The organism is Nostoc sp., assembly GCF_036917555.1.
GTDB lineage: Bacteria > Cyanobacteriota > Cyanobacteriia > Cyanobacteriales > Nostocaceae > Nostoc.
On the sequence record NZ_JBALDD010000036.1, the window covers coordinates 47353 to 63419 of the forward strand.

At 40.0% G+C, this 16067-nt stretch carries 12 protein-coding genes; 6 read left to right on the top strand and 6 right to left on the bottom strand.

What is annotated here, in order from left to right; all coding sequences use genetic code 11:
• Positions 1-68: 68 nt before the first annotated feature.
• The 4 genes from V7K60_RS14895 to V7K60_RS14910 form a co-directional block, all read right to left on the bottom strand.
• The gene (locus V7K60_RS14895; protein WP_334926650.1) at positions 69-1904 is read right to left on the bottom strand and encodes an iron uptake porin; all 1836 of its coding nucleotides are present in this window, start codon (positions 1902-1904) and stop codon (positions 69-71) included.
• Positions 1905-2418: 514 nt separating this feature from the next.
• Positions 2419-2646 (bottom strand): hypothetical protein, encoded by a 228-nt coding sequence (locus tag V7K60_RS14900; protein WP_334926651.1) that lies wholly within the window; start codon positions 2644-2646, stop codon positions 2419-2421.
• A 380-nt stretch (positions 2647-3026) separates the two neighbouring features.
• Entirely contained in the window at positions 3027-4034 is a 1008-nt protein-coding gene (locus V7K60_RS14905; protein WP_334926652.1) for a glycosyltransferase family 2 protein, read from the bottom strand.
• 107 nt (positions 4035-4141) lie between these two features.
• Positions 4142-4852 (bottom strand): TVP38/TMEM64 family protein, encoded by a 711-nt coding sequence (locus V7K60_RS14910; RefSeq protein ID WP_334926653.1) that lies wholly within the window; start codon positions 4850-4852, stop codon positions 4142-4144.
• Between the two features lie 492 nt (positions 4853-5344).
• Between V7K60_RS14910 and ssuD the strand changes: the two genes are divergently transcribed.
• From ssuD to V7K60_RS14940, 6 genes are all read left to right on the top strand, one after another.
• Positions 5345-6493, top strand: coding sequence for an FMNH2-dependent alkanesulfonate monooxygenase (ssuD, locus tag V7K60_RS14915; RefSeq protein ID WP_334926654.1), 1149 nt, complete (start codon positions 5345-5347; stop codon positions 6491-6493).
• A 95-nt stretch (positions 6494-6588) separates the two neighbouring features.
• Positions 6589-7413, top strand: coding sequence for an ABC transporter permease subunit (locus V7K60_RS14920; protein ID WP_334926655.1), 825 nt, complete (start codon positions 6589-6591; stop codon positions 7411-7413).
• Between the two features lie 100 nt (positions 7414-7513).
• Complete coding sequence (locus tag V7K60_RS14925; protein WP_334926656.1) at positions 7514-8284, top strand: ATP-binding cassette domain-containing protein; 771 nt, start codon at positions 7514-7516, stop codon at positions 8282-8284.
• Positions 8285-8737: 453 nt separating this feature from the next.
• Positions 8738-9241 (top strand): GNAT family N-acetyltransferase, encoded by a 504-nt coding sequence (locus V7K60_RS14930; protein ID WP_334926657.1) that lies wholly within the window; start codon positions 8738-8740, stop codon positions 9239-9241.
• 121 nt (positions 9242-9362) lie between these two features.
• Positions 9363-10310 carry a D-2-hydroxyacid dehydrogenase gene (locus V7K60_RS14935; protein ID WP_334926658.1) on the top strand — a complete coding sequence of 316 codons (948 nt, stop codon included), beginning with the start codon at positions 9363-9365 and terminating at the stop codon, positions 10308-10310.
• A gap of 77 nt (positions 10311-10387) precedes the next feature.
• Entirely contained in the window at positions 10388-11335 is a 948-nt protein-coding gene (locus tag V7K60_RS14940; protein ID WP_442944405.1) for a D-2-hydroxyacid dehydrogenase, read from the top strand.
• A gap of 183 nt (positions 11336-11518) precedes the next feature.
• Here V7K60_RS14940 and V7K60_RS14945 read toward each other — a convergent pair whose 3' ends face one another.
• Both V7K60_RS14945 and V7K60_RS14950 read right to left on the bottom strand, forming a co-directional pair.
• Positions 11519-12568: an FHA domain-containing protein gene (locus V7K60_RS14945; protein ID WP_334926659.1), complete on the bottom strand. Its 1050-nt coding sequence runs from the start codon at positions 12566-12568 to the stop codon at positions 11519-11521.
• Between the two features lie 607 nt (positions 12569-13175).
• A complete protein-coding gene (locus V7K60_RS14950; RefSeq protein ID WP_334926660.1) occupies positions 13176-14375 on the bottom strand; it encodes an acyl-CoA dehydrogenase family protein in 1200 nt (399 codons plus the stop codon).
• Between the last annotated feature and the right edge of the window lie 1692 nt (positions 14376-16067).

A 16067-nucleotide genomic window follows, 5' to 3' on the forward strand; every position in this document is an offset into this window, starting at 1 on the left:
CAAGAATCCCCGGACTTTTAATTAAACAAATGTAAAAATTTTTATTCAGTCCGGGGAGTGCCATTCGGTTAAAACCTAAAGACAGTACGAATCCAAGCAAATAAACTATCAGGATTGCTGGCATCCGAATCAGGTGCAGTAATCCAGATCACACCTGGCGTAACCTCAATATGATCTCCGATTTTATATTGGTAGAATGCCTCAACGTGCAGAGAAGTATCTCTGTCAGCTTGTCCTAGACCTTTTCCCAAATTTACATTATTACTAAGACTGGTGAGTTTTGGTTCCATACCAACTAAAACCCCCCCTAAAGCACCTTCACTAAAAAGATCCGGGAATGCCAGTCCTACGGCCCAATCCATAGCTTCAGCATCTCCGCGTCCTAAATAACGGTGTACCCCATAACTTACCCACGCATTGATTGCCAACTTGGGACTAACTTGATAGAACGCCTGTAGGCCATAAAGGTTGCCTAGAGTTGCTACTCCAGGCACGGTGCTGTTTACCAGGTTACTCCCGACTGCTGGGCCGAAATTTGTTCCGCTAAAACCTATGGTATTTGGTGGACTATAGGTATTAACGTAAGTTGCAGCTACCCGAAAATTCCGATTACCGGAGTAGTATATTAACTGTGCTAAAGCTAAATATCTGCCTGTAAATAAGCCGTTATTAGGTGTGGGATTACCACCGTTTGGTGCGCTGTACGCTATCCCGAATTGAACCTGTTTGCCTAATCCCTGGAGTATGGCAATTCCGGGGCCGCTATCTCCATAGTTATAGACCAAAGACCGCCGTGAAAATCGTGAAATCCCATTAGCACCAGTCACAGAAGACGATTCAAAATATGGGTTAACCGGACCAGAAAGACCTATCTCACTAGCTCCGTCAGACAAGGGATAAATGTTGACTTGAGTATTTGGAAAAGGTAGAAACCGATAGCGAACACCACTGAGAATAATAGTATTGCGTGGAAAAGTAATACTGGAGTTATCAGCAGTTCTCCCCTCATAAGTTCCCAATAATCCACCTGTTGGATTTAGCGGAGTAGGTGGTGCTTGTCCCAATGATTCAATATTTCCACCTCCTATTGTTATCCCTAGTGAATCTTTACCGTTAAAACTGGTGTTTAACCGTAAAGAAGTTGAGCCTTGAAGTGTGACATTGTGAGGTGCTGGTCTCTTAGTGACGACGTTATTGCCTGCTATAAGTTCGCCAAGGACAATCTGAGATCGAGCTATAAGTTTGGTTGTGGTCGTAAACTGAGTTGATTCTAACTTCGCATTTCGTACTTCCAAGCTATCTACGCGTCCCCGAAGTTGAGCGAGTTCTGGAGAAAATTGTTCTTGTAGTTTTTTGATGGTATCTAAGTCTTCGCGTTTGACTAAATCTGTTGTTGAAGTCGCTATTAGTTCATTGAGGCGATCTAAAGCTGCATTCAACCCAGCTGCAAATTCATAGCGCGTTAGAGAGCGATCACCTTTAAATGTACCATCTGTATATCCTGCAATTACACCATAGCGCTCAACTAGAGACTGTAATGCTTGAAATGCCCAGTCTGTCGGCTTAATATCTGATAGTTGTGAGACAGATGTAACTTGCCCTGCTCCATTCTTTGGGGCTTTTTGGTTAGTTGGCGGTGTAGCTTGCAACAATTGCGAGAAAGGTGTCACTCGATCTTGAAGCTCGTTTGGAGCTTTTTTACCAGTGGCTGGTGGAATTGAAGTATTTACTGTTTGATTGACAACTGTTTCTGGAGCTTTGTTCTCTTCTACTTCAATAGTAGATACATCAGATTTAGGTAGTTCAGCCTGACTTTTGGCTGGATAAAAAACTAGGATAGCTAGAATATCTAGCAACGAAAGTAGAAACACTATGGATCTATAATTCCAGCGAAAATTTGACATGACTCCTTAACTCCTCAACCTTAAAGATGAATAAATTAGCTCTCAATTAGACAGAAAAACCGTTAAAAATCCTTGCTCTAATTTTTTTATAACCGCTTAGAACACAGATTTAGCAAAGGTTTTGCTACTAATCAAAGCACAAGCATCTAATAAATATCGAATTCAGTACTAAGTCGTTGAATGTACAATCCAAAATTCGCAGAAAACTAGAGTTCTGACGCTTGAAAGAATCCTAGTGACGTCTTGAATGAGACACTTACTGCCTTAGTAAAGACTTCTATTCTTTTAAGGGAAACTCAACCACACGCTATGTAAACTGATACTTCTGAGACATCTTAATGCCGTTTTTTTGGGTTATGCTGTACAAAGTTCATCAATGGCTAATGACATTGACTAAAGCTTGATTTGGATGCAAGTGATTGTTTGCCAATTAACATTAGTTGAAAACACTATTTTGTAATCAGCTATATTTTGACAGCATCAATCACTATTTAATTACGATAGTTCTATCGACTTACCGTACTTTAGTAGAATTATCTTTGCATAGAGCTTGGTACAATGCAAGACCTAGTATTTTTCCATAAGGCGAAAATATGTCAAAATTCTTGGTTAAGTCAATTCCAGCAACTGCGTAGGCGTAGCCCGTCGTAGACATCGCCGGAAATATAGCGCTTCTTGCTTGAGTCCAATACAGACTTAACCCCCAGCCCCTTCCCTTGCAGGGAAGGGGAGCAAGATTCAAAGCCTCTCTCCTTTTAGGAGCTACCGTGTATACACAAGTCAAATTACCCCCCTTAATCCCCCCTTCTAAAGGGGGAAATAAAAAATCCTGTTCCCTCCCCAATGCATCGGGGAGGGTTAGGGTAGGGTAAAACTGACGCGAAAAACCAGGTGAGTAAGCTATTTGAGACTTGTGTATACACCGTAGCCTTTTAGGAGAGAGGAATGGAAGTGAGGTCAAAGTGTATTGCTTCCATTCGAGAACCGCTATAGTTAGTCAGTAAAAACGAATAGACTTCTTGTACAAATGCAAAATTCGCTCTCATCCCCCAACCCCTTCTTCCAAAATTTGGAGAAGGGGAGCCAATTTCAAAGTCCCTCTCCCAAGCTTGGGAGAGGGATTTAGGGTGAGGGCTTTTTAGGATCTTCTAAATTATCTAGTTTGTCGGAATTGCTCGTTGAGTTAGAGGATTTGTGATAAAAACCACCTACCTCTGCCAAAGTATAGAGAGGCCTGGCTTTAACTTCTTCGTAGATACGCCCTATATATTCGCCTAAGATGCCAACACTGACTAACTGCACAGATCCGAGGAAGAAAATTGCCATCAAAATAATCGTAAACCCGGTTAAAGGCGAATGGGGGACAAAAAGACGCCAATACAAGACTAATAAAGCCATGAAGATAGCTGCCGCCGCCGCTACTAACCCTAAGTAAGTTGATAACCGCAGTGGCACTATTGAAAAGGACACTAGACCATTGATAGCAAGGGCTAAGGATTTACTAAAAGTGTATTTAACTTCCCCAGCAAAGCGGGGGTTGCGCTCAAACCGAATTGCTGTTTGCTGAAAGCCAACCCAAGAACGCAGACCACGAATATAGCGGGTGCGTTCTGGCATAGAATTGAGAATATCTACAATCTGCCGATCTATTAGACAAAAATCACCAGTATCAGTAGGAATCTCTACATCTGCCAGCTTCTTAAGGATGCGATAAAAGAAATAGGCAGTAAAACGCTTAAACCATCCTTCTTTAAGGCGTTGAGTGCGTTGAGCGTAGACGACCTGATAGCCCTGTCGCCATTTTTCAACCATGTCGGGAATTAGTTCTGGTGGATCTTGTAGATCAGCATCAAGGATGACGATAACTTGACCTCGGACAAAATTGAGACCAGCAGTAACTGCAATTTGATGACCAAAGTTACGAGCAAAACTCAGATAGCAGATGCGTGGGTCTTTTTGATGAAGGTCTCGCAGTAATTGTAGAGAGCGATCGCGGCTACCATCATTGATTAAAATTAATTCGACAAGCCCATCCATCCGATTCATTACTGCACTCAGTCTACGGTATAGTTCTGGAATAATTTCTTCTTCGTTATAAATTGGAACAATGAATGAATACTTTGGTAGCATTTAGAAATATGGTTTAATTTTTGAACAGCCAAGCTAACAAACTGCTTGCGATCGTAAAGGTTTGGTTCACAGTATACCTAGCAAGACTCAAGTTTCATTCTCATAATTTATTTATTCTTCGGATTGATGTTATCTGAAGAGTCTGATTTTTTAAGACTTTCTACAGCTTTTTTGGGAAAAGTCCGACGATGGCGGTACCAAGTAGACCCTGCTACCAGCGTTCCAGTTAAGCCTAATGCAAGTACTAGCGGCAAAAAATCGCCTGTATTCACTGCCTTCAGACCAGAACTACCTAGTAGTACAAAAGGTAAGACACTAGGAACAGTACCAAGTGTTGTACCAAGAACATAATCTTTAAAACCGATCGAAGTTAGTCCAGCGACAAAGTTGACCAAACCATAGGGCATGATCGGTACTAATCGGATGGCAAACATATAGAAAAGCCCTCCACGACGCACCTCAGCATCCATAGCTTGCCAACGTCCAGCTAATCGTTTTGCAACTGTTTGGCGTCCAATAGTCCGAGTAAAAACAAAGGCAATTATTGCCGCAATGACTGCTGCCACACTAGTCCAGACAGTACCCAGCCAAGGGCCAAAAATTGCACCTCCAGTCAAATTAAGCACTGTTGAGGGCAAAACTAACATAGTTGCCACAACGTACAAAGCAATATAAATAATAGGTGCCCAGATCCCAGAAGATTTCAGCAATGCTTGGATTTGTGCTGGTTCAATGCCGCCAAGAAGATATACTGCTATACCAGTTGCAATGATGCAACTCAGTGTGAGTAGCAAGATACCAGCTTTCAAATTCCACACCAGAATACTCCTACTTTTTTTGTAACCCAACCCATCTTTCTTAAACTTACCCTTTAATTAATTCTTGAAAACTTTGGTTCTGGAAACTAGTACTCCAACACATTAATTTTGATAAATTCGTAGTGTTACCACACTGCTGTTATGTATTAAAGGAGTCCAGTCATCAGCAATCATAACCTTTATCCAAACACAGACCTAGAAAGTGCAAGCTAGCAAGGCTTGTGTCGATGAAACCAGAAGTGAACACTTCAAAGTCGCAACAATGTGGGTAATTGACACAAAACTTGTATTCTTCACGACAGTCATTGTTGCAAAAAAAGTGTCATGATTATCGGGATTGTGCATAATAACATCTATTTTGTGGGCAGTTTTCTTTATGAATCGTTAATCTATACTGGCGTTTTAAATAATTTCCTGTAAAATGCTGACTATAAACTACGGCAATTTGATCGATCTACCGTATAAGATATCCTTGTACCCTGCTTGATACAAATGCAAATTCTTTGGTTTATTCCTACTGGATCTCATGACGGACGCTATTTAGGCACAGATATTGGCTCTCGTGTTGTCACACCTGATTATTTACAACAAATTGCCCAAGCTGTGGATAGTTTAGGCTACACGGGCGCATTGTTACCCACAGGGAGTTCTTGTGAAGATGCTTGGATAACTGCCGCCGCTTTCATATCTGTCACTAAGCAGATGAAATTTCTGGTGGCAATTCGTCCAGGAATTACTTCCCCAGGTGTTGCTGCACGGATGGCAGCAACATTTGACCGGATTTCTAAAGGAAGATTGTTAATTAATGTAGTGACAGGTGGAGATCCTGTGCAGCTGGCTGGAGATGGCTTGCATCTTAATCATGACGATCGCTATGATTTAACCGATGAATTTCTCAGAGTTTGGCGGGGTATTGTCAGTGGAGAAACAGTCGATTTTAAAGGAAACTACCTGGATATTAAAGGTGGTAAGCTCTTATTCCCACCAGTTCAAAAACCCTATCCGCCTTTGTGGTTTGGTGGCTCATCTGCTGCTGCCAAGCGGGTTGCTGCTAAACATATAGATGTTTACCTGACTTGGGGTGAACCTCCACAACAAGTTGCCCAAAAGATTGCCGAAGTCCGAAAATTGGCGGCTGAACAAGGTAGAACAGTCCGTTTTGGGATTCGCTTACATGTAATTGTGCGAGAAACCGAGTCATCTGCTTGGGATGCTGCCAATGAGCTAATTAAGTATGTCGATGACGATGCGATCGCAAAAGCTCAGAAAGACTTAGCTCATTCTGATTCTGAAGGGCAGCGGCGCATGAGTCAACTACATAGTGGTAGTCGAGAAGCCTTAGAGATTAGCCCTAACCTGTGGACAGGAATTGGATTGGTGCGGGGTGGTGCTGGTACGGCCTTAGTTGGAGATCCTGACACCGTTGCCGCTAGGATGCTGGAATATCACAATTTGGGCATAGAAACATTCGTTTTCTCTGGATATCCCCATTTAGAAGAAGCCTATCGCACCGCTGAATTATTATTTCCCCGTCTACCTTTGCAAAGTGAATCTGCACCTTTAACGCCACCAGTTTTGAGTCCCATTGGTGAAATCGTCGCCAATGAAAAATTTGCTAAACAACTAACGAGTGCCTCATGACTAATTCGTAATTCGTAACTAAATAGCAAATTACGAATTACGTTGGTGATGCTTCTAGATTCTATCCTTTGGAACAATTTAAAATACCAAATTCCATGACTATTACTTTTAAAAGTACCAAAAGCAACAATCATATATCCCTAAGCGAGGTGTTAGAAAACCCGCAAATCGAAAAAATAGTTCCCTGGATTGTGCCTGTTTTAGTTCTAGTACTTTGGGAACTTGCTTCCAGAACGGGTTTACTCTCAACCAGAATTTTACCAGCCCCTAGTGGCGTAATCGCTACAGCCATAAAACTAGCCTCCACCGGAGAATTGTTCCAAAATATAGGCATTAGTGCTGGGCGGGCGATATCTGGTTTTATAATTGGTGGCAGTATTGGGTTCGGTTTAGGATTACTTAATGGCTTTTCCCCTGTAGCAGAAAAGTTATTGGATAGTTCCCTGCAAATGCTCCGTACTATCCCTAATTTGGCATTAATTCCGCTAGTGATTCTCTGGTTTGGGATTGGCGATCAAGCCAGATTATTTCTAGTATCTATGGGGGTATTTTTTCCGTTATATCTCAATACATTTCATGGAATCCGCAGTGTTGACCCTGGACTGATTGAAATGGGAAAAGTCTATGGATTAAAAACACCACAACTTCTGTGGCAAATCATTTTTCCAGGAGCTTTGTCTTCGATTCTCGTTGGTGTCCGTTTTTCCTTGGGGATTATGTGGTTGACATTAATTGTGGCAGAAACGATCGCGGCAGATTCCGGTCTTGGTTATATGGCAATGAATGCCCGTGAGTTTATGCAAACTGATGTTGTGGTTTTGAGTATTGTAATCTATGCACTACTAGGTAAATTAGCAGATGCTATTGCTAGAGGATTAGAAAAAAAATTCCTGGCTTGGAACCCCAATTATCAAAAGTGATAAATGCTAAATTCACCAGAATTAAAGAATGTGGTTTGCTTTCTTGAACGTCTCATCAAATAATTAAATTCCAGTTGTTCTTAAAAAGGAGATTTTGCAAGTGAGTTCAAATGTACAGGGTACACAACTAAGTATTTTGGATTTGACGAAAGCTTTTGGTAAGAAAAATGTTTTAAACTCGTTAAATTTAGAAGTTGAAGCAGGTGAGTTTGTCGCTATTGTCGGACGAAGTGGTTGTGGTAAGAGTACCTTATTGCGTCTGGTGTCAGGATTAGATAGAGCAACTTCAGGTGGAATACTGCTGGATGGAGAACCACTGCATAAACTCAGCCGCTTCGTAACAATGATGTTTCAAGATTCTCGTTTGCTGCCGTGGAAGCGCGTTGTTCAGAATGTGGGGTTGGGCTTAGAAGGTAATTGGCATGAAAAAGCTTTGTGGGCACTCAATAAAGTCGGACTCAAAGATCGGGCTGATGAGTGGCCTTCTGTTTTGTCTGGAGGACAACGGCAACGGGTATCATTGGCGAGAGCCTTAGTCAGTCAGCCCCGTTTGTTGTTGCTAGATGAACCTTTAGGAGCATTGGATGCTCTAACTCGATTAGAGATGCAGGGTTTGATTGAAAACTTATGGCAAGAACGAAGATTTACTGCATTTTTAGTTACTCACGATGTAGAAGAGGCTGTGGCGTTGGCAGACCGAGTGATACTGATTGAAGAAGGACAGGTTACTCTGGATTTGCCTGTGAAACTTTCACGCCCCCGAGATCGAAGTAGCGAAGTGTTTGTCAATGTCAGAGAAGCAATTCTCAAGCGAGTAATGAGCCATGAAGGTACTCAGCCAACTAATCAATTGTTGCAGTTGAGTAGTTAAGATTTAGCTTTCATTAGTTGATTAATATCATGCTTGAGGTAGCTGCGGTAAAATAGGCTACTTCGAGATTAAAACTTCCTCTTAAAAAGCAGCTATAGAAATCGAAAATTATTTATGAATACTTAAAATAACTCTCCTCTCTGCGGTTCTGGGTGATTTTTTCTATATTCACAAACTAGACAAAGTAAAACATAATAATTGTTAACTTATATAGCTTTGGATCTTCCGTACCTGTTATGTTGAATTTTTAGCTAAGTATCAGAACTTGACTTTAAAATCTAGGTTAGAAGCCTAAATTTCGCGCATAAGTATAAAATACTAGTAATAACAACTGCTATTGATGCCTAGCATGGATTTCATGCTTTTTATGAAACCGATTTAGCATACTAAATAATGAAGATACATAGCTTTATTTGAAATAAACATCAATATCTATTATTTATATTTAATTTAATGATAGTTAAAAAATTAACAAAGCATGATGCAGAAGATTATAGACAGATCAGATTAGAAGCTTTATATAAAAATCCAGATTCATTTGGCACATCGTATTCTGAAGAAAAAGTTAAGATGACAGAACAATTTCGGGATAGAATACCAGAAAATAATAATAACTTTATTTTGGGCTGCTTTGAGGATAAAAAGTTAATTGGAATAGTTGCATTTCACCAAGAATTAAGAATAAAACTCAGGCATAAAGCATATATTAGTAGTATGTATGTTCAACAAGAATATCGAAGAAAAGGTATAGGTAAATTATTATTAAATGAATTAATTGAAAAAGCAAAAGCTATTAACGAGGTAGAACTATTATTACTTGATATTGTTAAAAGTAATTTTTCAGCAAAACAACTTTATTTATTATTGGGATTTGAAATATATGGAATAAAGGAAATGGCATATAAATCTAATCATCAATATTTTGATCTGGAGTTTATGCGTTTACAGGTTAAATAAAAAAATTTTAATTTCTACTAAATATCATGATTTAGACTAAGAAAAAAGACATTTAATTTGTTTAATCAACCAGAGACAATTTTTAAAAATAGCCCTGTAAAGAAAGAAGAGGTAATCTACAATGAAGCTGATTTTACCGCTCGATCTCATTGCTGATATTAAGCCTCATTTACCGCCTGATACAGAAGTTGTCAGCGTAGATATTGAAGGAAATTTAGACGGCGATGCTAGCGATGCTGAAGTTTATTTCAGTTGGTTTTTATCCAGAAGTCTGACGCTGCATAAAGTACTAGAAGCAGCACCTGCACTGCATTGGCATCATGCACCAAATGCAGGGGTGAATCACATTCTGACACCAACTTATTTGCAAAGAGATATTATTCTCACAAATGGGGCGGGAGTGCATGGAATTCCGATCGCAGAATTTGTAATTACTTATATACTGGCTCATGCCAAACACCTGCCAGAATTATATGCTTTACAAGCAGAACGTCACTGGAAAAGAGGCTTTGCCATCCAAGAGTTGACAGATGCGACCTTGCTAATTATTGGCGCTGGTGGTATTGGTCAAGAAATTGCCGCACGTGCTAAACCCTTCGGCTTAAGAATTATTGGCAGTCGCCGTCATCCCCAAGAGCTACCAAATTTTGATAAAGTAGTGGGTGCTGATGAATGGCGATCGCTCCTACCAGGAGTTGATTATGTAGTTATTGCAACACCCCTAACTCCAGAAACAAAAGAATTTATTGATGAATCTGTATTGCGATCGCTCCCAAATCATGCCTACCTAATTAATATTGCTCGCGGTGGCGTAATCGATGAATCGGCATTAATAAAAGCGCTCAAAGAAGGTTGGATTGCAGGTGCAGCGTTAGACACAGTTAACTCCGAACCGTTACCACCAGAAAGTCCTTTGTGGTCACTTCCTAACATCTTTATCACACCTCATACTTCCGGTCATTCACCTAAAAGCCAACAGCGTTCAATAGCTCTATTTATCGACAATCTAAAGCGTTACCAAGCTGGTCAGCCTTTACGAAATGTAGTAGATAAAAAAGCAGGATACTAAATGATTAAAAATTAAAAATGAAGAGGTGCTGCCGATTGGGTTGCACAATCCAAAATGGAATTAGGGAGTAGCAAATTGTGAAATTAATTTTACCCGATCATCTCATTGCAGATATAAAGCCACACCTACCATCTAATATAGATGTCGTGGAGGTGGATAGTGAAGGTAATCTTGATGGTGATGCCAGTGATGCAGAGATTTATGTCAATGGATTTTACCTGAAAACCTCTACTCTTGACAAAGTACTGACAGCAGCACCCACACTGCGTTGGCAACAGTCACCAAGCGCTGGCGTAAATCACATCCTCACGCCAACTTTTTTGCAAAAGGACATTATCCTCACCAATGGTGCGGGGGTTCATGCAATTCCAATTTCGGAATTTGTACTGGCATTTATGCTCTATCACGCTAAGAATCTGCGGAAATTACAAACTTTGCAGAATGAACATACTTGGGTAAGAGGAGTATTTCTCGAAGAGTTGGCAGACGCGACTTTATTAATTCTCGGCACAGGAAATATCGGTCAAGCCATCGCATCTCGTGCCAAAGCCTTTGGAGTTACAGTTTGGGGTAGTCGCCGCCATCCCGAACCCCTACCGAATTTTGACAAAGTTGTCGGTGCTGATGAGTGGCAAACGCTCCTCCCAGCCGCAGACTATGTAGTTATTGCCACACCATTAACCCCAGAAACTAAAGGCTCAATCGATGAAGCTGCATTGCGGTCTATGCGTCAGTCTGCTTACCTAATTAACATCGCTCGTGGTGCGATCGTAGATGAAGCCGCATTGCTTACCGCACTACGTGAGGGCTGGATTGCGGGTGCTGGATTAGACACTGTTGCAACCGAACCTCTGCCGCCAGAAAGTCCTTTATGGTCGCTACCGAACGCTTTTATCACACCCCATTGTTCAGCCTTGTCGCCACGCCTGAGAGAGCGCATAGCACAACTATTTATCGATAATCTTCAACGCTACCAAAACGGTCAGCCCTTGCAGAATGTTGTAGATAAACAAGCTGGATACTAATACTGTTAGAGACCTTGCAATGCAAGGTCTCTACTTAAAATCAACTTACGATATCATATCCGGTTGTATGCCCATAATTCTGTGTAATCTAGCGATTTTATGGTCAATTAAACGGACATTGTATAGAACGACTGCACTTTACACAACTTTTTTGCAAGCATTTCAGTTTGATTTTTACTACCTCTAGTTTAACTGTAAAGTGTCTCCATCACAACGAAAGATTTTAGTTGTAGAACCATCTTTGTTTTTCCGATCAAACTTAACTTGGTAAAAATTAACCGATTGCACCTTGTTTGTTCCTAAGCGATAAAAAGTATCGGCAATATAATTAAACTGCTGCTGGTGCCCAATGAGCTTTTTAATCGAAAAGTCTCCTCCTTGCAACACATAAGTTTTATTATTTTTAATAGTATTAGCATATAAAAATATTACTTCTCCGTCTGTAAAATATGCAGGAGTTATATCTTCAGTAGGAGGAATTATATTCCAGCCTCTAGTTTCTGATATACCATCTAAAGCAGTGAAGCTAGCTGCAACATTTACAGGTGTTAAACACTTGTTTTTTAGAGTTATTTTATTATATTGGTTTTTATTTTTTATCAAGATTTCTCGAACTTTATCTTGATGTTTATAAAATCTCTCTTCATCAGTTTCTTGTTTTTTAGCTCTTAATTCTAAGTTTAGTTTGTTTTTTTCGGCTTCTATCTTTTTTTCTTCTGTATGTGTATTCATTTGAGAAACAAACCAAGTACCTGCTACACTTAAAAGTGCTACTACTATTGGTACGAATGTTGTCTCTTGCCAAGATTTAGTTTCCTTACTTTTATTTGTAGTAGGATCTATGCTTTTGGTTTGCTGCATTGGTAAAATAGTAGGATCAATGCTGGTATTTGCAGAGACAGAAAGATCAGCAATTTTGATTTTCTGATTTCCTAGAGCAATAATACTGCCCTTATTTAAGGTAAATTCTTCATCTTGAACCAGTTGAATTCCATTTACAAGAACGGGGTTTTGTGCGCCTCGTAAATTTCTAATGCAAAAGCGTTGTATTTGGGTATTAAAATATATTTCAATGTGCAAAGATGATACAGTAGAACTATTCAAAACCATGTTGCATCGGTTTGGGTCGCGGCCGATACGGAAAGTACCACAATTATTTTCTAGCTGTTGATCGTCAATTTGCTTAGTATTTTGTTTACCTGCTTCGTTCCACTTTAAAGTAAGTGCGTTCATTGTTTTAACCCTGTAACTCTTCGTAAGAGACTACAACTCTCTCCCGAATAATTTCGGATGTGACTGCATAAAGATCAGGAAGTAGTAACAAAAAATTGAAGAGAAATTTATCGAACAGAATTCAGGAATCAGGAGTCAGAATTCAGTTGGGTATTCTGTACGACTGGCGGATGAATAATCGGCGTTTTTGCACCCCCACTAAATTGAAAATTTAGTGGGTCTGAATCTCCGACTGATAGCGTAGTATTAGCGAGTTCGTGAGCGTCCTGATTCTGACTCCTAAATTGTGACTTTTGAATTTTCCTTCAAATCGGCATTGATCCGAATCACACTAAGTTAAAGTTAAAATTAAATTCTGATTTGGCTTTGTTAAAGTAGGTGATAAATACCCTACTATACCGCTTCTCAGTTGTACAGGTGTATTTGTTATGCCAATTTCAAACTATTTGACTCATGAAATGCCGAGGTTGCCTATTTTCATCAACTTTTTACTTGTGAAAATGTTTATGAAACATAATTTTGAGTAGAATAAAGCATGGTTAAAAGATAGGGTTTGGGTATCAAGGCTTGGGTATTGAGATTGGTAGAACTTTTACCCACTCCCCAATCACTTGATTTTCAGCACTGACTTCCCTAAAGATCGGCAAATAACATCATTTTGCGGTGTATGTATACGGCTGCACAAAACGTCACGGTAGTGACGCTCTAAAGGATTTCTTTTTAACAAACCAGGATTACCAGTCAGTTCTAAGGCAATCTCTACAGCACGAATTGAGTTGGTTGTGGTGAGATATTTAACAGCTTGTGCCTGTAATCCTACGTTAGGCTTATACTCACCCTTGTCAATATCTTGAGCCAAACTATAAATCAATCTATTATTAGCAAATAGCAGTGCTTCTATCTCACCCACGGCAGTTTGGAAGCGTGGCAAAGTTGCTAGTGGCTCTTGGAGATTAGAAGGCGATCGCTCCCAAAGATATTTAGCAAGCCAGTCTCTAGCACTACTAGCAACACCGAGATATAAGGCACTCACTGTCAAACTGCCCCAAGTGGAAATTAGCAGATCAAAAGATGGCGCAGCAGATATGGGGTTGATATTTAGAGCATACTCTGAGGGAATTAATACATTCTCTAAAATGAGATCGTGGCTGCCTGTAGCTCTCATCCCCAAGTGATCCCAGGTTTCGACAATTCGCAAACCTGGCAAATCGCGCGGAACTAGAAAATTCCCAACTTGTGGTTCATCTTCAGTTGTCCGTGCCCAAACAACAAAATAGCTGAGGATAGGACTGCCTGTGGTGTATTGCTTATGTCCTGTTAAACGCCAGCCCTCTGTTGTTCGTTCGGCAATTGTCGCAGGCAATCCACCTCTAGCTGGCGTTCCTAACTCCGGTTCAACACGGGCAGCATTCAGCAGAGCAATGCCTTCAATTGATTCACGACACAGCCGCTTATATACTTCTGGATGCCAGCGACGGCTATGGGCTGCATGAGCATGTTGAAGATAGTGCATTGTCAGTACTAATGCGGTCGAAGCATCGCCACGCGCTATCCCTTCAATCACCCGGCAGATAGTTGCCAATCCCAAATCCTGGCCACCGAATTCACGTGGAATGGTGAGGTTGAGCAATCCTGCCTCATGCAAAGCTGTAAAATTCTCGAAGGGAAAAGAAGCATCTCTATCGTGTGCCCCTGCACGGGTGGCAAAATCTTTGGCCAAAGCCTCAACTCGGTCAAAAATATTGGGGAGAGTTTCTAAGCCTTTGGCTACAAAGGTGTCTGGCACTGCTTGCTCCAACTGTGACATAAATACTCCTTCGCAATTCACTGTACTACTAAACCAGAGATGTTTTTCAATATGGAAGCATCTCAAGTTTGCAGGCACATCAACTTTTCGCACGACGGCGGTCTCTCTGAATCCCCAATCTTCATTGCCCTAACTGTATTACTTATAGCGATCCCGAAAATACTACTTAAAATCGACCGAGATTTAGTAATTAGTGATTTCTGTAAGTATGACACAAACTACTGTCATAGAGCAAGCCAAGCAGAGAATTTAGCGATCGCCCCACAACTTAGGAACTAAATTCCCTACTGGTCTTTTAAGCTAATCGTCATTCAAATTAAATCTCCGTATGTCTTGCGTCTTTGTAGCGATTTGAACTATGCAACTTACAGCACTTTTCAAGTAATTGAACTACACTACTCTCTACTCCCCACTCCCTACTCCCTACCCCATCTCACTTGTAATCTAAATCCCTGAAAATTGCTGTAAAAGCGCATCGGCTGATGTTTATTGAGGAGAGAAAACTAAGATGCTGACCTTGAGTCTTTTTCAAAGCCCTGCTCGATCGGCAAAGCTAAAAAATCCTTGTTTGCAACCAAGCACAGATAAACAAGTGTTTGAATATTCTCTGGTGAGAGTAATATGAAGATCCCGATATCACAGAGGGATAATTTTCTCATCAAGTAGATTTTCCAATGGATAAATATGCAGCAACGGCATTGCCGTCGCAACCAAGGTGATACTCATTGTTTTTATAGCGGTTCCTCTGTTAATGAGGTATAACTGGACTTCATATATAAATTTTTTAAGTTTGAGGATATACCTCATCTGATTGAGAACCGCTATGGGTGATTTCCGATATTTAACCAAATCTATGGTGTCACACTTTCGTTAGGGCACTGGCTCTATAACCACCATTAAATTTATCCATTTATTACTTTACTTGATCGGATCGCAATTTTAGGTTTTAAAAGACGAATTTGCGACTTATTGTCTTTTTTTGAACTATAGACTCATTTAAACATGATGGTTATTTCTCAATTTCTATCAAGCTGTAATATGTATTGCTGCTATACCCTTGATGGGAAAAATGCTAAGATTGGGGTAGTTAACTAGTGTGTGTGCTTGATCACAACATTAATGTGTTTTACCTCACAGCTAATTCAAACAACTTAAATATAACCTTTAAGCAAACAATAGTCACCGTTATGACTACCATCATGTTATGCCGCCTAGCTATTTAAAGATTTAATGTATAAATGGTTGTAAAATATATTTTTTTTGTTAAAAATCATCTATTAGGTGACTTGTCAGAAAATTTACATTAAAAAACTCCTAAAATATCTAAATTTAAGAGCTAAGGAGTGTAAACTAATTATGTAAATATCATGTTTGTATGTAAATATGATGTTCGCAAGTCTCTTTTAGTCACTTGCATTTATTACACTATAGGAGGTATAATACAAACGTTAAATAACTTGCTAGATACTCCCTTAAAGATACTAGGCAGGGCTGGGAAAAGATCCATTCTGGAATCTCCAAGCAAGCTGAAGCAATATTTGTTTAAGTGGAGTTTGGCTTAATTGGTAAAATACTACTCAAACAAAAATTACAATGTGCTTTTATAGCTTTATAGTTTTTATAGTCTTCTGTTTCCTGTAACCTACTCAAAATCCTTTTTTGTTCCGGGTTGCACGATAAAAATGAAGCTAT